General features: G+C 44.4%; 19 protein-coding genes and 1 tRNA gene. 10 read left to right on the forward strand and 10 right to left on the reverse strand.

Going from position 1 to position 19,752, the window contains the following annotated elements:
- The first annotated feature begins 16 nt into the window (after window positions 1–16).
- The 3 genes from NYE36_RS17630 (at window position 17) to NYE36_RS17640 (ending at window position 2,877) form a co-directional block, all read left to right on the forward strand.
- Window positions 17–1,447, forward strand: coding sequence for a lipase (locus NYE36_RS17630; RefSeq protein ID WP_241457702.1), 1,431 nt, complete (start codon window positions 17–19; stop codon window positions 1,445–1,447).
- A gap of 13 nt (window positions 1,448–1,460) precedes the next feature.
- On the forward strand, window positions 1,461–1,772 hold the full coding sequence (locus NYE36_RS17635) for a hypothetical protein (protein WP_094032513.1): 312 nt from the start codon (window positions 1,461–1,463) through the stop codon (window positions 1,770–1,772).
- 253 nt (window positions 1,773–2,025) lie between these two features.
- A complete protein-coding gene (locus NYE36_RS17640; protein ID WP_080130127.1) occupies window positions 2,026–2,877 on the forward strand; it encodes a pentapeptide repeat-containing protein in 852 nt (283 codons plus the stop codon).
- A gap of 394 nt (window positions 2,878–3,271) precedes the next feature.
- On the opposite strand, the gene NYE36_RS17645 is transcribed toward NYE36_RS17640, so the two are convergent.
- From NYE36_RS17645 to NYE36_RS17660, 4 genes are all read right to left on the reverse strand, one after another.
- Entirely contained in the window at window positions 3,272–4,168 is an 897-nt protein-coding gene (locus NYE36_RS17645; RefSeq protein WP_233162009.1) for a site-specific integrase, read from the reverse strand.
- A gap of 199 nt (window positions 4,169–4,367) precedes the next feature.
- A tRNA-Arg gene (locus NYE36_RS17650) sits at window positions 4,368–4,443 on the reverse strand.
- Between the two features lie 215 nt (window positions 4,444–4,658).
- Entirely contained in the window at window positions 4,659–6,128 is a 1,470-nt protein-coding gene (locus NYE36_RS17655; protein WP_094032514.1) for a glycoside hydrolase family 32 protein, read from the reverse strand.
- Window positions 6,129–6,142: 14 nt separating this feature from the next.
- Window positions 6,143–7,375: an MFS transporter gene (locus NYE36_RS17660; protein WP_094032515.1), complete on the reverse strand. Its 1,233-nt coding sequence runs from the start codon at window positions 7,373–7,375 to the stop codon at window positions 6,143–6,145.
- Between the two features lie 390 nt (window positions 7,376–7,765).
- Between NYE36_RS17660 and NYE36_RS17665 the strand changes: the two genes are divergently transcribed.
- Both NYE36_RS17665 and clpP read left to right on the forward strand, forming a co-directional pair.
- Window positions 7,766–8,740 carry a LacI family DNA-binding transcriptional regulator gene (locus NYE36_RS17665; protein ID WP_025285331.1) on the forward strand — a complete coding sequence of 325 codons (975 nt, stop codon included), beginning with the start codon at window positions 7,766–7,768 and terminating at the stop codon, window positions 8,738–8,740.
- A gap of 247 nt (window positions 8,741–8,987) precedes the next feature.
- Window positions 8,988–9,584 (forward strand): ATP-dependent Clp endopeptidase proteolytic subunit ClpP, encoded by a 597-nt coding sequence (gene clpP / locus NYE36_RS17670; protein WP_003151513.1) that lies wholly within the window; start codon window positions 8,988–8,990, stop codon window positions 9,582–9,584.
- Between the two features lie 43 nt (window positions 9,585–9,627).
- Here the strand turns inward: clpP and NYE36_RS17675 are convergent, their stop codons facing one another.
- Entirely contained in the window at window positions 9,628–10,488 is an 861-nt protein-coding gene (locus tag NYE36_RS17675; protein WP_043020617.1) for a LysR family transcriptional regulator, read from the reverse strand.
- 173 nt (window positions 10,489–10,661) lie between these two features.
- Here NYE36_RS17675 and NYE36_RS17680 point away from each other — a divergent pair, with 173 nt between their 5' ends.
- Window positions 10,662–11,792, forward strand: a complete 1,131-nt coding sequence (locus NYE36_RS17680; protein ID WP_015418286.1) for a PrpF domain-containing protein — start codon at window positions 10,662–10,664, stop codon at window positions 11,790–11,792.
- Window positions 11,793–11,835: 43 nt separating this feature from the next.
- Complete coding sequence (locus NYE36_RS17685; RefSeq protein ID WP_025285334.1) at window positions 11,836–13,212, forward strand: MFS transporter; 1,377 nt, start codon at window positions 11,836–11,838, stop codon at window positions 13,210–13,212.
- Window positions 13,213–13,454: 242 nt separating this feature from the next.
- Here NYE36_RS17685 and NYE36_RS17690 read toward each other — a convergent pair whose 3' ends face one another.
- A complete protein-coding gene (locus NYE36_RS17690) occupies window positions 13,455–14,030 on the reverse strand; it encodes a TIGR00730 family Rossman fold protein (protein WP_020956392.1) in 576 nt (191 codons plus the stop codon).
- A gap of 115 nt (window positions 14,031–14,145) precedes the next feature.
- Here NYE36_RS17690 and NYE36_RS17695 point away from each other — a divergent pair, with 115 nt between their 5' ends.
- Window positions 14,146–14,466 carry a MazG-like family protein gene (locus tag NYE36_RS17695; RefSeq protein WP_003151506.1) on the forward strand — a complete coding sequence of 107 codons (321 nt, stop codon included), beginning with the start codon at window positions 14,146–14,148 and terminating at the stop codon, window positions 14,464–14,466.
- Between the two features lie 44 nt (window positions 14,467–14,510).
- Here NYE36_RS17695 and NYE36_RS17700 read toward each other — a convergent pair whose 3' ends face one another.
- The gene (locus NYE36_RS17700; protein ID WP_025285335.1) at window positions 14,511–16,100 is read right to left on the reverse strand and encodes a SulP family inorganic anion transporter; all 1,590 of its coding nucleotides are present in this window, start codon (window positions 16,098–16,100) and stop codon (window positions 14,511–14,513) included.
- Window positions 16,101–16,102: 2 nt separating this feature from the next.
- Window positions 16,103–16,696: a carbonic anhydrase gene (locus NYE36_RS17705; protein ID WP_087920781.1), complete on the reverse strand. Its 594-nt coding sequence runs from the start codon at window positions 16,694–16,696 to the stop codon at window positions 16,103–16,105.
- 388 nt (window positions 16,697–17,084) lie between these two features.
- Between NYE36_RS17705 and NYE36_RS17710 the strand changes: the two genes are divergently transcribed.
- Both NYE36_RS17710 and NYE36_RS17715 read left to right on the forward strand, forming a co-directional pair.
- Entirely contained in the window at window positions 17,085–18,050 is a 966-nt protein-coding gene (locus NYE36_RS17710) for a D-glycerate dehydrogenase (RefSeq protein ID WP_012118532.1), read from the forward strand.
- Between the two features lie 204 nt (window positions 18,051–18,254).
- Complete coding sequence (locus NYE36_RS17715; protein ID WP_223204413.1) at window positions 18,255–18,644, forward strand: ribonuclease; 390 nt, start codon at window positions 18,255–18,257, stop codon at window positions 18,642–18,644.
- Window positions 18,645–18,705: 61 nt separating this feature from the next.
- Here the strand turns inward: NYE36_RS17715 and NYE36_RS17720 are convergent, their stop codons facing one another.
- Complete coding sequence (locus NYE36_RS17720; RefSeq protein WP_007407420.1) at window positions 18,706–19,452, reverse strand: arylamine N-acetyltransferase; 747 nt, start codon at window positions 19,450–19,452, stop codon at window positions 18,706–18,708.
- Window positions 19,453–19,476: 24 nt separating this feature from the next.
- Window positions 19,477–19,734, reverse strand: coding sequence for an HPr family phosphocarrier protein (locus tag NYE36_RS17725; RefSeq protein ID WP_003151495.1), 258 nt, complete (start codon window positions 19,732–19,734; stop codon window positions 19,477–19,479).
- Between the last annotated feature and the right edge of the window lie 18 nt (window positions 19,735–19,752).

Below are 19,752 nucleotides of genomic sequence, written 5' to 3' on the forward strand. Positions count from 1 at the left end.
GAAAGGTGATGTATATATGCCAAAAGGAAAAGAAATAACCGTCTCTAATGTCACAGATAAAGAATATTACCGTTTGAGTCAAGCAGCTTACAATTATAAAATGTTAGCCCTGCATATGAAATATAAAACTCCTTATAAAATAAGTAAGACGTCATATTGGTACGTTGAGAAAGTGAAGCAGGATTCTGATACGGGTCTTGATGCCTTTGTATTCTCAAAAGGCATCAAGTCCAAAAACGGAAAATGGGTAAAATCAAAAAACCCTGAAAACGTGGTCGTCGCATTTGCAGGAACCGATATCGGAAAAGACCCGATCAATGACGGCGTAAAAGCGGACGGCGGCAATATTGTTTTCGGAAATAACCCGAAAAAAGAAGTGTATTATATTGTAAAAAAAGACGCGGAGGATACCTCGAAAACACTCGGAAAATACAATGGAACGCCCTCTCAAGACGCCATGCTCACAACCGGAAAGTATAAGCTGATAACGAAAACATCGCAAATCGATCAAGCCGATCAGCTGGTACGCAGCGTAAAGAAAAAGTATGCCGGAACGTCAACGATTATTTCAACAACCGGCCATTCACTCGGCGGCGCTGAGGCCGAATACAGCGCGGTGAATAATGATGTGTATGCCGTCGCGTTTAACAGTCCTTGCGTCGTGAAACTGCACGATGAGGAAACACAGAAAGACATCAACAGCGGCATTTACGATCCTTACATCCGGTCAATTATCAATCCGGACGACATGGTCGGGGCGGGTTATTGGAACGAATACGACCGCCACAACGGGACCACAATTTACACGAAAAACCCCTCGCTCTCACAGTTCAGCCGGAAGCAGCGGCTTGATGGGAACTTAAACGAGCAGATCAGCAAGAATCTCGCTTATTTCTTCACTACCGTCATTCTGAGAAATCCGGATACACACGGCTTAAACGAAGCAAATTTCGTGTTCGACAGAAACGGAACTATCGCAAATCCGAACGGAGATGAATTAGTCTTTGACAAAAACCTCGGCGCTCTTCTGCCGGCCGGTGCGATCGGAAGCGGAGACGCGATAAAAGTAACGCCGACAAACGCAAAGAAGCTGGCTGAAAAGGTGCAGGCTATGACTGAGGATTTGCGGACGATGAAAAAAGAAGCGCAGAACGCCTATCAGGAGCACGATGAAAAAATCGCCGAGCTGAAAACGGAATTTCACGGTCAAGTTGGGCATGGCTTTTATGATCAGCTTAATTCACAGGATGTAACAAATACGTTAGAGGATATAGCCCAATCTTACGATAAAGGACCGATATTTTACGACACACAAGCTGAACAATCATTCATAGATTCACTACAGGCAGCGATTACAGACCTTGAGGAAATAGGCGGTTTCTTGAATAAAATCGCCGACGACTTTGAGGAAAAAGATCAAATGCTTGCCAATTGGCTAAGATTATAGGAGTGACAAAGCAATGCCAACGTTAGATAACCTTTTAGAACATAAAGATGATCCAATGCGAAAACAGCTGCAGCGTCAAATGTTAAAAGCAGGTATGATGCAAGTGGCAAATACTAAACTTGAGACGGTTCGAAAAAACCTTAAACCAAAGTTCGAAATGAATTCGTTGCGGGAAGAATTAAACGATGTTTATTCAGTCCTTTTATACAGTTTCGAGGGAAAAGCGCAAAAAGCACTTGCTCAGCGTATCAGTGAAAGTGCCAAGCTTATTGTTAATGTGGAGAACGACGGAGAAACTTTCGTTAATAGCTTTAAAACGAGATAAAAAGCCCCTCTGCAAAGCAAGTTAAGTATGAAATGAACGAAAATAATAAAGATGTGATTATCGAGTCATTAAAGCGGAAAGTTAAGCGACTAGAGCATGAACAAAGATTTTTGAAACCAATTAAAAGTAGCGTAGCAGAAGTCTACAAAAAGTTCTAGTTGACAAGGTATTTATTATTTAACAATCAAGATTGTTTAGGAATCTTGTATATTAAACTCAAAAGTTATTTAACTAAAGATAAGAGGGTATAAAAATGGATAATGAAACAGCCAAAAATATTAGAGAAAGTTTAACGGCTGATTGTACGAAGTGCTTTGGACTTTGCTGCACAGCGCTTAATATTGTAGCATCAAGCGATTTTCCAATTAACAAGCCAGCAGGTGCACCTTGTGTTAATTTACAATCTGATTATGGTTGTCAAATTCACAGCAACTTACGAGAGAAAGGTTTTAAGGGCTGTACAGTGTTTGACTGTTTAGGTTCTGGACAAGTTGTTTCTCAAATTACTTTTAAAGGTCAAAGTTGGCGAGATAATCCTGAAATTAGAGAAAAAATGTTCCGAGTGTTTCCGATCATGGAACAAATACATGAAATGATTGCGTACACGGCAGAAGCCTTGTCGTATGACATTCCCCATGCTTTGTCTGATAAATTGAGTGTGCAGTTAAAAGAATTGCAGAACTTAACAAAACTCGATGCTGAAGAATTATTATCTCTTGATCTAGTGGTGTACAGATTTCCATTAAACAAATTGCTTTCGGAAACCAGCGAGTATATTCGGGAAAGCTTAATTTCAAAGTTACCTGACACTAAAAATGCCAAGAATTATAATTACGAAAGAGCCGATTGGATTGGCAAAAAATTAAGAGGTAAAGATTTAAGGGCGTTAGATTTAAGGGGAGCATATTTAATTGCTGCAGATATGAGGAATGCAGATTTAAGAGGTGTTGATTTTATTGGCGCTGATTTGCGTGATACTGATTTAAGGGGAGCAGACTTATCTACGAGTATGTTTTTAACTCAAATGCAAATTAATTCGGCTAAAGGTGATGTAAAGACAACATTCCCCTCTCATATACAACGACCTTCCCATTGGATTAACTAATTTTGTTCAGTTTGTGTATTGAAGGAAACTTTTTGAAGATGGTCTTACTATCAGTCTTATTCCAGAAAAGGACGCTTTAATTGAATAAAAGGAAATCACATATTAGTCATGTATAATATATGATTTATGCTTTCCTTTATTTTTGAGGATTTTTATAATTTAGGTCTTGATAATACTGTGCCATCCGGTATCTGTAGCGTGTGAAGTTCGGGGAATTTAGCTTTCCGATATAATAGACGTAGGCTAGGACGTTCTTTCTTTCGGATTTATTTCCGCTGGATGGCGTTCTTTTTTTTGTTTTTAAATCTTTAACGTGTCGTTTCGACTTGCTTTTCTGTATTGCTCGATTACGATATCGTCTACATAATCGAGATATATTTCTGTAGAAGCGAGGTCAGCGTGCCCCATTATTTTTTTGTAGGGAACGTATATCACCGCCGTTTCTCAGATAGTTAATCGCAAAGGAATGTCGTAAGCTGTGAAGGCTCGGTCGGCATTCCTTTTTTAAATCCGCCATTTCCCCGTACTTCGCAGCTCTCTTCCGCAAGTGATCTTTCGCAATCTTCTCTCCGTATTGATTAACGAAAACATGCGTAAAAGTACCGAAATACTCCGTCATTTCCGTTAGTAATTGCCGCAACTCTTCCGCGACCTGTTCAGTCATCGGTACCATTCTGTTCTTACGGTTCTTGTTGACGGCGCCCGGCAGCATAATAACGAGGTTGTCAAAGTCGATATCTTCCGGCTTGAGTCCTTCAAGCTCATTCGAGCGAAGCCTGCACTTCAGCGCAATAAGGAACGCTACATAATCGCGAAAGCCCGGAAACGTATCTTTATCGATCATTTTAAAGAAACGCCGCACTTGACTATCCGTGAGCATTTTTATTGTCTTTTCATCGACTTGCAGCTTCGTTACTCTTTTCGCTGGATTCTCGTTTAGAAGTCCGCGCTTAGTCATTCGGCTAAGGATCGACTTTATGCCGCCTAAACGGATATTTATCGTTACAGACGAAAGATCTCGTATGTTTAGCATCGTTGTAATATAAGACCGCAGATGATCTTCCGTGAGGTCCGTCACGTTATCAGACGGCATGATACCGACTACCTCCGTGAATTCGGCCCAATACTTCCGATAATCATTGATCGTTCTATCGCGATAGTTCTCCGTTACATATAATTCGCAAACGATTTCCAACGCTTCATGAACGGTCTTCACCGCTTTGAAGTTCTTCACTATTCCGTCAGTCTCGCGCCGATTCCTGACGCCTTGCCTCCGCTTTAAAACCGCCATAACAAAAAACCTCCCGGATTTATTTATCCGCGAGGTTACGTTTGCTGAATCGGACTATTTCGTTTTAGGAGAAGCGAGCCGACCGATTAAAGCCAGGCCCGTTCTTTACCGGTTCGCGTCCTTTCGGACACTTTTCGTACACTTAACGCTTAACGGACCGTCGGAAAACGTTGATATGACGGGGTTATAACGTATTGGACGCGCTCGGAGGGATTCGAACCCCCGACAGACGTGGTACCGGAAACCACCGCTCTATCCAACTGAGCTACGAGCGCACGTTTTTTCAATCAGATACCTTTATATTATAATAAAGAAACGCGCAGAAAGCAACTCTTTTTTGATAATGCACAACAGGATTATGCAGCGTCCTCATGCAGCATAATCCTGCATCGTTTACCGGCATTGATTTTCACAAAAAACTCATTTCAGGCGGACTGCCCCCGGCTCGGTACATTTTCAATCACTGCAGAAAAAGCGGTAATCACCCGTTTCAGCTTTTTTTCCAAATATCTTTTAACGTCCAATAGGTGAATTCCTCAACTTTTACGGCGCCTTTCTCAGAAAACAGCTCAATCCCCAATCTGCCTTCATTCGGATAGATACGGCTTGTCATCGTTGTTTCTCCATGATTGGCGAATACTTCAATCGAGGATCTGTCAATAAAGATACGCAGCGCCAGCTTGCCGTTTGTATCCGTCTGCACCCTTCTCACACCGTCTTTCGCTTTCCCCATCTTGGTGCAATCAAGCGTCAGCTTTTTATCCGTTAGATTGTATGTCAGCACAAGTTCTTCTTCATCAAGGCCGCGAATCTTAAAACCTGCCGTTTCGGCATCGGAATCGTTCACATCAAACACGGCCCGGACTTCAAGCAGGTCTTCGGACGTCTTTGCCAAGTAACTCCCTGAAAGCGATCGTCCGGCACATTCCCGGTATTCCATTTTCCGCAGCTGCTTGGTTTCTTCCACGGGATTCATCAAAAGTTTATGATCATCACGCAAAGTCAGTTCTCGCGGCAAAGTCAATGCACCGCACCATCCGTCCGCTTTTGTCGGCATCTCAGATTCCCACATATCCATCCAGCCGATGGCAATTCTGCGTCCTTTATCATCTAATAATGTTTGCACGGCGTAAAAGTCATGGCCGTGATCCAGTTCTTTAAAAGCACCGTGTGTAAATTTGTTTGTTTCATCATGATAGTCACCGATTAAATAACCGGTTTGATGTAAATTTTGATATGAATCACCGTCCGCCTCGATCCCCTGGGGCGAAATCAGCAGGACATGCTTGCCGCCTAATTCAAAGAAATCAGGACATTCCCACATATAGCCGAGATTACCGTCACTTTGGGCGAGAACCCCCGCGTATTCCCAATCACGCAAATCAGGTGAACGGTATAAAACGACCCGTCCGACGTTTTCTTTTGAAGAGTTGCCGATGACCATATACCAAACATCGCGATGCTTCCATACTTTCGGATCGCGGAAATGACGGGCGCTGTCTTCCGGCGGTTCCGCAATAACAGGGTTTTCCTGAAGCTTTTCAAACACGGTTCCATCTTGGCTGACAGCGATATTTTGAGTTTGATAGAATAGGTCTTTCTCTTGATCAATTATATTATGTCCTGTATAGATGAGGGCTAATCTTCCATGATCATCGACCGCGCTTCCCGAAAAACAGCCGCTTTGGTCGAATGCATCGCCCGGAGCTAAGGCAACCGGCAGGTGCTCCCAATGAATGAGATCTTTACTTTTTACATGTCCCCAATGCATCGGCCCCCAATGCTCATCATACGGATGATGCTGAAAAAAGACGTGGTATTCTCCTTTAAACTGAATAAGCCCGTTCGGATCATTGATCCAATTCGCCCGGGGCATAATATGGTACCCCAATCGATACCTTTGTTTCACTTTACCCTCGGCTTCCTTCAAAGCTTCTTCCGCCTGCTGAATTCTATCCATTTGTAACATCCTCTCTATCCGATTTTTTGCAGACGCTGGACACGCCTGCTGTTTTGTTTCGGGCCCAATAAAGTAAATATGGAGATGACGGTAAAACCAAAGACGACGATTCCCATGATGAGATAGGTTTGACGGAACCCCGCACTGTCATATAATCCTCCCGTAAGCGGCGACAGAATCGACGCGCCTGCCTGAGATGCGAATTGAAAACCGACGAGATAAAGGACGGACGACAGACGCGTATCAAAATTGGCAGCCAAATATTTAAAAACGGCGATCAGCATAATCGGCAATTCCAGTGCGTGGATGAGTTTCATTGATGAAATGCCTACAGGCTCAACTGCAATTCCGGACCCGACGATGCGGAAAGCCATTAAAAACCCCGCTAAAATCAAACTGTTTTTCGCCCCGAACTTATTGACGATAAAAGGCGCAAGAAACATCATGCCGGCCTCCAAAAACACCTGGAATGAATTAAGATAGCCGAATACTTGGTTACCCATCGACACTGAAGGAAACAAAGACGCATAGTAGATCGGGAACTGCTGATCATATACGCCGTAAATGCAAGTCACCCCGATAATGTACATCATAAAAAACCAGAAATCTCTTAGTAAAAAGAGCCGCCCCACATCTTTTAACCGGACCGAATCCGCTCTGTTTTTCTCATGATCGGTCATTTCAATTTTCACGGACATGATAATGGCCGTTAATATGACGGCGGAAACAGACGCGATCCAAAAGTTGATATTGGGATTGATATTGAAAAGCTGCCCTGCAAAAAATGCAGCCGCCGCCCAGCCCAGCGAGCCCCACATTCTCGATTTTCCATACTCGAAATCATATTTACGGCTGACCTTTTCAATGTACGTTTCAATCGCGCCTATCCCCGCCAAAAAAGCGGCTCCCAAATATAAGCCTCCGACAACGGCGCCAAGAAAGACGTTGTATTGTAAAAGCGGCCCATAGACGAAGATATAAAACGGACCCGTGAATATGAGAAGACAGCTGATCATAAACAATATCTTTTTCTTCAGCCCCAATTTGTCAGAGATAAAACCGTAAAGAGGCTGCATGCAGAGAGCAAATACGGCGTTTACAGAAAAGATAATGCCTGTCGCTGATCCGTTTAAATTGATTTCCTGCCCTAACCAAATCGCAAATAAAGAATAGCTGGAAGACCAAGTAAAAAAGAAAAAAAAGAAATAAGCACTCAGTTTCCAATACAGACTTTTTGAGCTTTTCATTTGCACCGCTCCTTTAAGAGGACCTTTTAATAGCCGTTTTAGAGCCGCATACTTCCTTCTTCATTTTCATCACATACATGCGACCTCTGAGTAAGCGCTTACTTTGCACCGCTGCTTGATTCTTTCACTTTATTGCCGCCAGCCATCTCTCCATACCCGTCACTTCCCTTCACTCTGCGAATAAAGCGCTTTCAAAAAGAATTGTATGTCAACCGGTTCCATATGTCAATCGGTTGACATATTATTTTCTGATTATTTTAATCAAACAAAACGCACCCTCTTTATATGAAAACAGAAACACGGAATGTCCTTGCACATGTCAGCCTGATTCTCTAAAATAAGTGCGTGACGGAAATTGTAAGCCATTTCAGTAAGCAGGAGGGCACGGGAATGAAGCCTAACATTCATGATGTTGCGAAAATAGCGGGAGTTTCATCTACAACCGTTTCGCGGGTATTAAATAACCGCGGCTATATCAGCGAAAAAACAAAAGAAAAAGTGTACAAGGCGATGGAAGAAATCAATTACTTTCCAAACGATCTGGCCCGCTCTTTATTCCGAAAACGAACCAATTTAATAGGGCTTATCATCCCAAACTCCAGCAATCCGTTTTTCGGCGAACTCGCCTTTCATATTGAAAGCATTTGTACGTCCATGGGCTACAAACTGCTGCTTTGCAACAGTTTACATCGAAAGGATAAGGAAGAAAAATATTTGGAGATGCTGATAAGAAACCAAGTGGACGGCGTGATCGCCGTGACTTACAACCGGGGAATTCTCAATTATCACAAGCAAAATCTGCCGATTGTCGCCATTGATCATTACTTATCGGACACGATTCCCGTCGTCGGCTCAGACAACTATGACGGCGGAAAAAAGGCGGCAGAACTGCTGATTGAAAAAGAGTGCCGGCACATCGTCCATATCAACGGCCCGATTGAACTCGAAACACCGGCAAACCTCAGAAGAAAAGCATACGAAGACGTTATGCATGAACACGGACGGAAGCCTATTACATATGAAGTACCCTTTTATCAGCATTACCATGACATTATTTCAACATTATTCGATGAACAGCCCGACACCGACGGAATTTTTGCCAGCGATGATATCATGGCGGCTGCAGTGATGACCGAGGCCAAAAAACGGGGAATAGACATCCCGAATCAATTAAAAGTGATCGGTTATGACGGCACTGAAACCGTTCAATCGGTTCTGCCGGACTTAACGACCATCCAGCAGCCGATTGAATTGATTTCCAAAACAGCCATCGAGATTTTAGCAAAAGAAATTGAAGGCGAATTTGATGATTTGCCGCTGGAAACGTATTTGCCGGTACGGCTTTTGGAAGGGCGGACAACGTAGTCAGACCCTTCAGCCGTACGTAGCGACGCGATTGCGGTCTATTTTGAGCGCTCCGGCCATATCATTTTCTCAAGGCTCCGGCGCTGATCATCCTCATTTCCACTTTGCTGTTTGAACTTTTTGTTTTATGGGAAAAATGGTGTTAGAAGAAAAGGTTGGCATTTTGGTCAGCGTTTTGTTTGACCTTTATTGACCAAAAATGTATCATGTAAATACATACTTACCTAAAAGGTGAAGGAGGAGCATTATGAATTTAATACCTACAGTCATTGAACAAACGAACCGCGGAGAAAGAGCTTATGACATTTACTCCCGTCTTTTGAAGGACCGTATTATCATGCTTGGATCTGCGATTGATGACAACGTTGCGAACTCCATCGTGTCACAGCTTTTATTCCTTGAAGCGGAAGACCCTGAAAAAGATATTTCCATTTATATTAACAGCCCTGGCGGATCAATCACTGCCGGTATGGCAATCTATGATACAATGCAGTTCATTAAACCGAAAGTATCCACGATCTGCATCGGTATGGCCGCTTCTATGGGAGCATTTTTACTTGCAGCCGGAGAAAAAGGCAAACGTTACGCGCTTCCTAACAGTGAAGTTATGATTCACCAGCCGCTTGGCGGAGCGCAAGGACAGGCGACAGAAATTGAAATCGCGGCAAAACGCATTCTCTTGCTTCGCGACAAATTAAACAAAGTGCTTGCTGAACGTACCGGCCAGCCGCTTGAAGTCATTGAGCGCGATACAGACCGCGACAACTTCAAATCAGCTGATGAAGCCTTAGAATACGGCTTAATCGATAAAGTGCTGACACGCAATACAGAAGACCAGAAGTAATGCCAAAAAAACCTGCAAGAGCTGATGTCTCTTGCAGGTTTTTTTATGCTTTATTCCCATTCAAAAAAGTAATGAATGCTTTGACGACAGATAATTCTAACGCTGAAGAATTATACATAAGCCAAGTATCGCGTATCACAGGCTCGTTATTTTTATAGGATAGCGCCAATGTGTATAATTCATCAGAAGGCTGAAGACAGATTTCCGGCACAACAGAATAACCGAGACCGTTTTTCACCATCTCTTTACAGGTTTCCTGCCTGTCTACCTCCATCGCAATGAAAGGCGGTTCAGTAAATTGGTTATTCCACCATTTTTGAATCAAACTTTTCAAAGAAGCATCAGTTTGATAATAAATCATCGGCAATTTGGGAAGGTCCTCACTGTTGATTTCAGTTTTTGAAATAAGGTACAGTCTCTCTTCATTTAGCAGTTGTTTTTCCCCTTGCCAATCATAATTTCCCCTCATAATCCCTAGGTGTACCCCCGAATGATGAAGCAGATCCATCACCTTCGCACTCCATCCCGTATTGACGTGGAATTGAACAGACGGATACTGATCAGAAAACCGTTTTAGAATCGCCGGGAGCTTATACTGAGCAAAATTGCTTGAGACTCCTAATCTGAGAACCCCGCTGACTTCATGGCTCATATTGAGCATATCATCCTTCACTCTTCTGAATTCCTGCAGCATCTCTTTCGAATAATCAACCAGATGTTCACCTTCTGAAGTGAACTCCATCCCTTTTTTTCTTTTATAAAAAAGGCGCACTCCGAATTGTGCTTCCAGGTTTTTGAGCCGATAACTTAACGCCGGCTGTGTCATATATAATCGCTCTGCCGCCTTCGTCATATTTTTTTCTTCGAATAATGTAATGAGCACAATCCAATCCTTTTCATCCATATGAAATCCCCCAAAATATTTTTCTGCTATAAAATTTCCTCCTATTATAAAAGTTTTTTATTCAACTTTATAAAAATTATATGTTTTACTTATAATCCTTATTTATCATACGATATTTTCCAAAGGGACCGGTACCTTTTTATCCACACAAAATGATGTAAGGATGAGACAGCATGGAAAAAGTTCCTGTAACCGTCATGAGAGGCGGCACCAGCAAAGGCGTTTTTATTCATCAAAAAGACATGCCAGACGATACAAACCTATGGAGCGATTTTCTTTTAGACATTATGGGGAGCCCTGACGAGAGACAAATTGACGGTCTCGGCGGCGGCCATTCTCTCACAAGCAAGGCAGCCATTATTAAGAAATCCGCCAGAAAGGATGCAGATGTTGAGTATACGTTTGCTCAGGTCAGTTTGACTGACCATTTTACCGACTTCAAAGGCAATTGCGGAAATATCTCTTCTGCCGTAGGCCCTTATGCTATTGAGAAAGGGCTCGTTCAAGCTGAAGAGCCGGTTACAAAAGTCAGAATGTTAAATACAAACACTCAAAAAGTGATCGTAGCAGAAGTTGAAGTCAGAAATGGAACATTTCATTACCAGGGGGACTGCTCTATCCCCGGGGTTCCAGGTACAGCTTCTCCTATTTATCTTTCATTTCACCAGGCTGAAGGAGCGGTGACCGGTAAGCTGTTTCCCACTGGTCAGCCTATTGATGTTCTCGATACACCGTATGGAAATATCTCGGTCTCGATTATTGATTACGCTAATCCGCTTGTCTTTGTAAAAGCAGAGGACACGGGGCTTACCGGCTTAGAACTTCCGGATGAATATACTCCGGATATATTGGAAAAGCTCGAAATGATCCGATCGATTGCAGCCGAGAAATGCAGATTCGCTCCGAGACATGAGGCTGCTGCAAAATCACCGGCCGTACCAAAACTAACATTAATCTCATCTCCAGCGGATTATATCGATACAAAAGGGATAAAGAGACACGCAGAAGAGATGGATCTTGTCATTCGTATGATGTCCATGCAAAAACCGCATCAAGCTTTAGCCATTACAGGGGCGGTTTGTACGACTGCCGGCATGCTATTGCAGGATACAATATTATCTGAATTTTCATTCTATGGCAGAACGATTCGATTGGGACATCCAAGCGGCATTTTAGAAACCGAGGCAGATGCTGATCCGGATGGAACAACGATTAAAGTAGTACGCACAGCAAGAAAAATCTCTGAAGGCTATGTGTTTACAAAGCAAAGTTACAACCTGAATACGCTGAATCACATTGGTTAATACCAGTCTTCAGACAAGTCAAAGATAAACGGAGGAATACGAGATGATCAATGTAAATGCGTCTAATCGATTAAACAGACTGCCTTTTTCAAGGGCCCATCAAGCAGTGCTCGTTATCCTTTCATTCGCTTACTTTTTTGATTTTATCGATTTAAATACGTTTTCATATGCGGCGCCTTCACTTTTAAAGGAATGGAACATTTCGACTCATACCATCGCTTTTATTACGTCTGTCTCCTATTTCGGAATGTTTATCGGCGCCTCTGCCGGAGGATGGTTTTCAGACCGTTTCGGAAGGAAAAAAGGTTTAATTCTGGTTGTCACCTTTTTCTCTTTCTTCTCCCTCCTCTCTTCTCTGGCTTGGAGCCCAGAAATACTCGGTGTTTTTAGATTTCTTACGAGTTTAGGTATCGGCGCCACAACGATTGTGGCAAGTACGTATATCAGCGAATTTTTCCCATCCGCAACTAAGGGTAAATACCAGGCAATCTGTATTACAATCGGCATATGCGGAATTCCTGCAGCCGGCTGGGTGGCTAAATTGGTCGTGCCGTCCGCCTCTTACGGCTGGCGGTTTATCTTTCTATTCGGCGCGGTCGGTATTTTTTTTCCGCTGATCGCCAGAAAACTGGAAGAATCACCGAAATGGCTGGATACGAAAGGAAAAAGCGAACAAGCACACCGCATTCTGCTTGAACTGGAGGCAAAAGCAGAAAAAGAAAAGGGTGAACTGCCTGAACCAGCTCCGGCTCTGCGAAGCAGACAAACCGCTGTAAAATCCGTTCCATATCGGACGTTATTTCAAAAGCCTTTGGCAGGAAGAACTTTTGTTTTAATGACGATGTGGGCTGCTTCCACGATTGCAATTCAAGGCTTTGGCACATGGGTTCCCACCCTTTTGGTAAAAGAAGGCGTATCAATGAATGAGTCTATCGTATACGTCACTCTGGGAACGATCGGTGCCCCGCTGGGCGCTCTCATTGCGTCGCAAATCTCTGACCGTGTGGATCGAAAGTGGGCCATTTCTGTTTTATCGTTAATTATTATGGCGCTTGGATTCTTTTACGGCATCAATCCTTTGCCGATGGTCATTGTCATATGCGGATTTCTCATGCATATGTTTGAGCGTACTTTCAGTTCGATCGCATATGCCTATACGCCGGAATTATATCCGGTTGAAGCCAGGGCGTCTGGAAATGGCCTCACTTACGGCGTAGGACGTCTTGCGAATGTAGCCGGTCCCTTTGTCGTCAGTTTCCTGTATTCAGGCTACGGATTTTTAAGTGTTTTCTTGTTTTTTACAGGTTGCTGGTTTCTTTGTGCACTGACAGTCGGTATATTTGGAATCAGTTCCAAAAAACAAAAGATGCAGCAGGATGATTTCATATCGGAGGAAACATTCGTGCAACAAAAGTTGTAAACGCATACAGTCTGCAAACCGCAAAACATCCATCTCCTCTGAGGAAATGGATGTTCTGCTTTCAACCCCAACAGCATTCTCTTTCTCATCTTATTCTCATACATATGTCTTATCATGAAGAAAGGTGTGATACGCATGAGAAAGAGAAAACGATTTCCAGAAAGAAAAGGTATTCTATAGGCGGAGAATTTTCCATCAGAATGGTTAGATGCAACCGCCGAAACATATTTCAGACCTCTTTCTTACAATTCCTGCCATTTCTTATCTAAAATCGGGTATGTATACCGATTCATCTGCTCAATCAGCTCATCCGGCCGGGAGGAACTGTGTATCAGCTTCAAATGAGACTCATTCGAAAATCCTTCCTGAATGCTGTACTTGACCATTTTCATCATCGGCTCAAAATACCCGTTCACATTGTACAGTCCGATCGGTTTTTGATGAATGCCGATTTGCGCCCAGCATAGCACTTCAAATAACTCTTCATATGTTCCGAAGCCCCCGGGCATGGCAATGTACCCATCGGCAAGTTCACTCATTTTCGCTTTCCGCTCATGCATGCCGCTGACTTCAATCAGCTCCGTCAGATTCTGATGAACAACCTCTCCGCTGAACAGCCCGCTCGGCATGACGCCGACAGCTTTTCCGCCGCCTGCCATTAACGCGTCGGCGACGGTTCCCATCAGACCGACCCGTGAACCGCCGTAAACAAGGCCGATTCCCTGCTCCGCCATATATTCACCCAGTTCGGCCGCTTTGCGTTTGTACTCTTCATTTACCCCCGGGTTTGACCCCGCAAATACACAAATGGTTTTCATTTTTTCATCTCCATATCTATATATGTACATCAATAAATCAAAATACACTATATATTGTCCCATCTCTATATGATAATATCAATAAGAATCATACAGGACATAAGGAGTGTTTCACATGCAGATGGCTGAAGCAGAACAATGGACGAAAGATTTTTATGAAAAACGAGGATGGACGGCGTACGGGCCATTTATCAGAATCGGTTTTTTAATGGAAGAGGCGGGTGAGCTCGCCCGAGCGGTAAGAGCATATGAAATCGGCAGAGACCGGCCGGATGAAAAAGACGCGACCCAGGCTGAACGCAGGCAGGAGCTGATTGAAGAAATGGGTGACGTCCTCGGAAATCTGGCCATCCTTGCTGATAAGTACGGAATCACGTTAGAAGATGCGATGAAAGCCCATCAGGAAAAACTGATCAAGCGCTTTGAAACCGAATAAAAACACGGCCTGTCCGCTTTTTCATGGACAGGCCGTATCTGAATTTATCCCGTTATCTCGTCCTGATGCTCAAAGAAATGCTGTTTCCCGATTTTATGAAACAGCCCCGTCTTCCGGATCAGCTCTCTCGGCTGTGATTGCAATCCGACGATCATCAATCTCCCGTTATGCCGTTTGATCCGGTTCATCACATTCCCCAGCACCGCTTCTGCGGAGGTATCCATGTAATGTACATTATTCATCAGCAGAATAAGCGTCTTCGGCTTTTCCTGAAGCCTCTCCAGCAGCGATGTTTCCAGTGAATCAATTGAACCGAAAAACAGCGGCCCTTCAATGGAATATGTGCTGACGGACGAATCATTTTTAACCGATTTGACAGCGGCATGCGGTGTTTTGATACGTGTTGATTCGCTCATTTTTCTGATAAAGAAAACAAAAGCGAGCACGAGACCGGCAGAAACGCCGATGATTAAATCAAACAGAACCGTCAGCAAAAAGGTTGCCGCCAGTACGAATGAATCAGTGTTTTTCAGCCGCATCATATTGGCGACTTCCCTCCGCTCACTCATGTTCCAAGCCACAACCATCAATACCGGCGCCATGCTTGCCAGCGGTACGTGAACGGCAAGCGGGGCGAAGACGAGCAGGACGAGGAGGACGGTGACTCCGTGGACAACACCGGAAATCGGAGAAACTGCGCCGTTTTTAATATTTGTTGCGGTCCGCGCAATCGCTCCCGTTGCCGGTATACCGCCGAAAAGCGGCGCTGCCATATTGGCGATGCCCTGCCCGACAAGCTCCCTATTGCTGTCATGCCGTGATCCTTTCATATTGTCCGCGACCATCGCCGATAATATGGACTCAAGTCCGCCGAGAAGCGCAATGATCAGAGCCGACGGAAACATCATGATCATGTTATCGATTGAGAAATCAGGAAGCTGGAAAGCCGGAAGCTGCCGCGGGATTTCCCCGTAAGCAGAACCGATTGTCGCCATTTTGTCAGGAAAAAACACGACCGCCGCGGCTGTAGAGACAAGCAGCGCCACAAGCGCGCCCGGAATCTTCGGCATCAGCCTGGCTGATAACAGCAAAATGGCCAAAGCAATTCCCGCGATGAGGATGCTGTATAAATTAAAGGTTCCGAGCTTCTTGCCGATTTCCGCAATGTTGAGGATAAAGCTTTCATGCTTTTGGATATCACGCAGACCGAGAAAATGGGCAATCTGCTCCGAGAAAATCAGCACCGCGATTCCGGCCGTAAATCCGACGATCACCGGCTTCGGCACGAATTTCATAATCTTTCCGAGCTTAAATACGCCAAACAGGACGAGCATGACGCCTGCCATAAAACCGGCTACGAGTAAATTCTCAAAACCATACTGCATCACAATGGCAAACAAAATGGGAACAAACGCCCCCGTAGGCCCGCCGATCTGATATTTAGAGCCGCCCAACAGCGAAATCAGAATTCCGGCCACAATAACGGTGTAAAGCCCGTATTCCGGACCGACCCCCGAGGCGATGGCAAAGGCCATTCCCAGTGGAATCGCTACAATTCCGACCACAATTCCCGCGACTAGGTCTTTCTGAAATTTCTGCAAATTGTATCCCTGATATCTGCCGGTAAATTGCATCGTCAGCTGCATCCTCCTTTGACTGTTTCATAACCGTCAACGACAACATCCAACGTCCCCGTCCCCGGATCAATCACCAGCCCGTGCACCGGCACTTCTTCAGGCAAGAGCGGATGATGCCTGACCATATTCACGCTGTGGGCCACGCTTTCTTCGACGCTGTGAAAGCCGGTCAGCCATGTTTCCAAATCGACTCCCGCATGCTGCAGAAGGCTGAGACATTTGTCTTCCACGCCGCGCTCTTTCGCTTTATTTAATATGGAAGCCGCATTTAATCCCGACATTCCGCACTCGCGGTGACCTATGATGCAGACTTCCTCTGCCTGCAGTTCATAAACGGCAACCAAAATGCTCCGCATGACACTTCCAAATGGGTGAGAAACAATGGCTCCCGCGTTTTTTATGATTTTGGCATCGCCGTTTCTGAGTCCCATCGCCTGCGGCAGAAGCTCCGTCAGCCTTGTATCCATACAGGATACGATGACAAGCTTTTTTTTCGGGAATTTTGTCGTTTGGTAAGGTTCATATTTCCTTTCTTGGACAAACTGCTGGTTGTGCTCCAAAATGCTTGATAAAGAAACCATTTTTCTATTCATCTCCCATCCGATTGTATTGCAAGCCTTCTTACCCAGCTTACAGTAAGGAATTATAGCACAGAAAAAGGCCTCAAAAGCGCTTTCAAAAAAAGACACGATAATTTGACTGTAAATTCAGATTATGTTCATTTATATCTTTCAAAAATAATAAAATTTATCTTTACACCAACCTATAAAGCTTTTAAAAACAGCGGTTCCGCTCATTTTGCCTTCAGAAATATAGGCGGATTCTGTTATTGTTTGGAGAAATCAAGCATGTACATTTCCTTTTCTTTCATTTTAAGTTCAAAAGAACCAGAAATTTATCGTGATGCGTTTGAATATTTCTCACGTTACCGCTTCTCTTATATAATAAAATAGAGAAGAAAGACAAAGGAGGAGAAGCCCGTTGAAACCCTATGTATTCATCGCGAAACCGATACCGCCGGAAGTCGAGCAAATGATAGGCGAGCATTGCCGGTATGACATCTGGAAAGAAGATACCATTCCAAAAGAGGAACTGTACGAAAAAATGAAAGATGCTGAAGGGCTGCTGACATCCGGAACGGCGATTGACAGTGATTTACTGGATCACGCGCCGAAGCTGAAGGTCGTCAGCAATAATTCTGTCGGCTATGATAATTTTAATATTGAAGAAATGAAAAGACGCGGGGTTGTCGGCACGCATACGCCGTACACCTTAGATGACACTGTCGCTGATCTGGCTTTTTCATTAATCCTGTCTTCCGCCAGACGGGTTGCCGAATTGGATCGATTCGTCCGCGCCGGCAAATGGGGAACCGTTGAGGAAGAATCTCTTTTCGGTATGGATGTCCACCATCAGACATTAGGAATTATCGGCATGGGCAGAATCGGTGAACAAGCTGCCAAACGGGCAAAATTCGGCTTCGATATGGACGTGCTGTATTATAACCGCAGCAGAAAACCGGATGCTGAGAAAGAACTCGGGGTTACATATGCCGACTTAGATACACTGCTGAAAACATCAGACTTTGTGCTGTTAATTACGCCGCTTACTGACGAAACGTATCATATGATGGGAGAGCGGGAATTTAAATTGATGAAAGATACGGCATGTTTCGTCAATATTTCCCGGGGAAAGACGGTTGATGAGAAAGCGCTCATCCGCGCATTACAGGAGGGCTGGATAAAAGGCGCCGGTTTAGATGTGTTTGAAAAAGAGCCGATCGCCGAAGACAATCCGCTCCTGCAGCTGGAAAACGTCACATTGCTTCCGCATATCGGGTCAGCAACGGCAAAAATCCGTTTGAATATGTTCAAGCAAGCCGCACAAAACATGATTGACGCCGTATACGGAAAAACGCCGAAAAACCTCACGAAGGAATTTCAATGAGATGAAAAATCCCGGCCGTTTCAGCCGGGGTTTATTTTTTGCTAGATCAAAAGAACTATTTTTAAATTCTTTCTATTCCTTTCTCTCGATGCTGATACAATGAAAAGGAATCAGCTTCACATGATAAAAATGGGAGGTATTGCTTTGAAAAAACGATTATCGTGGATTTCCGTTTGTTTGCTGGTGCTGTTCTCCGCGGCGGGGATGCTGTTTTCCACGGCTGCCAAGACGGATACATCTTCTCACAAGGCGCACACTGAAGCACAGGTTATCAACACGTTTGACGGGGTTGCGGATTATCTTCAGACCTATCATAAGCTTCCTGATAATTACATTACAAAGTCAGAAGCGCAGGCCCTCGGCTGGGTTGCATCAAAGGGGAATCTTGCAGACGTCGCTCCGGGGAAAAGCATCGGCGGAGACATCTTCTCAAACAGGGAAGGCAAACTCCCTGCCAAAAGCGGACGGACGTGGCGTGAAGCGGATATTAACTATACATCAGGCTTCAGAAATTCAGACCGGATTCTTTACTCAAGCGACTGGCTGATTTATAAGACGACAGATCATTATAAAACCTTTACAAAAATGAGATAAACACATACAAAAAACGGCTTCCCTGCGGAGGCCGTTTTTTTTTGCAGAGAACCTGCGAGCTTCATATAAAATGAGCAGTAAATTTTTCTTCAAACTCTGATCGGTCTATTCTGCTGTTTTCCGCCGTGCCATCGTGTTTTTTTATTGTTATATTGCGTTCAGACAGAACCATGTGCCCTTCCGGTGTCCGCTTAGAAGCAAGCAGGCGTTTGTTGAAAGGAGAGCGTTCATGTTCAAAGATTGTTTGTTTCATAGACTTGAGGTCCTTTTCATCGATTTCTTCAAGCGAAAATGCGTAACCTGTCTGCCAGCCGTCCCCTTTGTTCATTTCAAGCAGGTATGTCCCGAATTCCGTCTCTTCTATCCTCACGCGGAACGCTCCGGCCGCTGATACCGTCTCGTCTCCCGACATCGGCACAGGCTGCATGGCGAGATTGAGGCCGAAGCCTGCATCAGCGATGTACTCATTCCCCCCGGCGGAAAGAAGTACGGCCGCATGTGTGCCGGGCAGCGCCCAGCCGTTTTTCCAGACCGTTCCGCGGATCAATTTGACATCAAATCCGGCATCTTTCAGGATGAAATAAAGCAGTCCGTTCAAGTCATAACAAAGGCCGCCATGAGGTTCCTTCACCATGTGCCGCCACAGTCCTTCTTTCGTGACGTCATATTCTTTTTTGGACAAAACCGCGCGATTTTCAAACGGAAACCGATATGCGAGCGCCTTTAAAAACTCCGGCAGGTTGCTGAAATCGAGGGAATCCTTTTCCCAGCCTATCGTTTGATAACAATCTTTCAGAAACTCATTCATCGTTCCGTCCCCCTTACAAAGTGTTTACACTTCTTCCTGCACATAAGCGGACAACTTTTCCAGCGCTTCCTTTTCATCGTCGCCTTCAGCGATCAGAGTGACTTCCGTCCCCGTGCTGACCGCCAGACTCATTAATCCCATAATGCTTTTGGCATTCACTTTCTTGCCGTTTTTCTCAAGAAACACATCTGATGCAAAACGATTTGCCTCCTGTACAAACAATGCAGCGGGACGCGCCTGCAATCCCGTCTTTAAACGCACTTCCACTTTCCCCTGAACCATAAGATCTCCCCTTTTCTG

The organism is Bacillus sp. FSL R5-0593 (assembly GCF_038603755.1).
Taxonomy (GTDB): Bacteria; Bacillota; Bacilli; order Bacillales; family Bacillaceae; genus Bacillus; species Bacillus velezensis.

Excerpts from the sequence above, each read along its gene's own strand:
- NYE36_RS17695 (WP_003151506.1), top strand. The coding sequence starts at position 14,146 with ATGCAGATGGCTGAAGCAGAACAATGGACGAAAGATTTTTATGAAAAA.
- NYE36_RS17705 (WP_087920781.1), bottom strand. The coding sequence starts at position 16,696 with ATGAATAGAAAAATGGTTTCTTTATCAAGCATTTTGGAGCACAACCAG.
- NYE36_RS17725 (WP_003151495.1), bottom strand. The coding sequence starts at position 19,734 with ATGGTTCAGGGGAAAGTGGAAGTGCGTTTAAAGACGGGATTGCAGGCG.
- NYE36_RS17715 (WP_223204413.1), top strand. The coding sequence starts at position 18,255 with ATGCTGTTTTCCACGGCTGCCAAGACGGATACATCTTCTCACAAGGCG.
- NYE36_RS17655 (WP_094032514.1), bottom strand. The coding sequence starts at position 6,128 with ATGGATAGAATTCAGCAGGCGGAAGAAGCTTTGAAGGAAGCCGAGGGT.
- NYE36_RS17675 (WP_043020617.1), bottom strand. The coding sequence starts at position 10,488 with ATGGATGAAAAGGATTGGATTGTGCTCATTACATTATTCGAAGAAAAA.
- NYE36_RS17685 (WP_025285334.1), top strand. The coding sequence starts at position 11,836 with ATGATCAATGTAAATGCGTCTAATCGATTAAACAGACTGCCTTTTTCA.
- NYE36_RS17665 (WP_025285331.1), top strand. The coding sequence starts at position 7,766 with ATGAAGCCTAACATTCATGATGTTGCGAAAATAGCGGGAGTTTCATCT.
- NYE36_RS17635 (WP_094032513.1), top strand. The coding sequence starts at position 1,461 with ATGCCAACGTTAGATAACCTTTTAGAACATAAAGATGATCCAATGCGA.
- NYE36_RS17645 (WP_233162009.1), bottom strand. The coding sequence starts at position 4,168 with ATGGCGGTTTTAAAGCGGAGGCAAGGCGTCAGGAATCGGCGCGAGACT.
- NYE36_RS17640 (WP_080130127.1), top strand. The coding sequence starts at position 2,026 with ATGGATAATGAAACAGCCAAAAATATTAGAGAAAGTTTAACGGCTGAT.
- NYE36_RS17690 (WP_020956392.1), bottom strand. The coding sequence starts at position 14,030 with ATGAAAACCATTTGTGTATTTGCGGGGTCAAACCCGGGGGTAAATGAA.
- NYE36_RS17630 (WP_241457702.1), top strand. The coding sequence starts at position 17 with ATGCCAAAAGGAAAAGAAATAACCGTCTCTAATGTCACAGATAAAGAA.
- clpP (WP_003151513.1), top strand. The coding sequence starts at position 8,988 with ATGAATTTAATACCTACAGTCATTGAACAAACGAACCGCGGAGAAAGA.
- NYE36_RS17720 (WP_007407420.1), bottom strand. The coding sequence starts at position 19,452 with ATGAATGAGTTTCTGAAAGATTGTTATCAAACGATAGGCTGGGAAAAG.
- NYE36_RS17680 (WP_015418286.1), top strand. The coding sequence starts at position 10,662 with ATGGAAAAAGTTCCTGTAACCGTCATGAGAGGCGGCACCAGCAAAGGC.
- NYE36_RS17700 (WP_025285335.1), bottom strand. The coding sequence starts at position 16,100 with ATGCAATTTACCGGCAGATATCAGGGATACAATTTGCAGAAATTTCAG.
- NYE36_RS17660 (WP_094032515.1), bottom strand. The coding sequence starts at position 7,375 with ATGAAAAGCTCAAAAAGTCTGTATTGGAAACTGAGTGCTTATTTCTTT.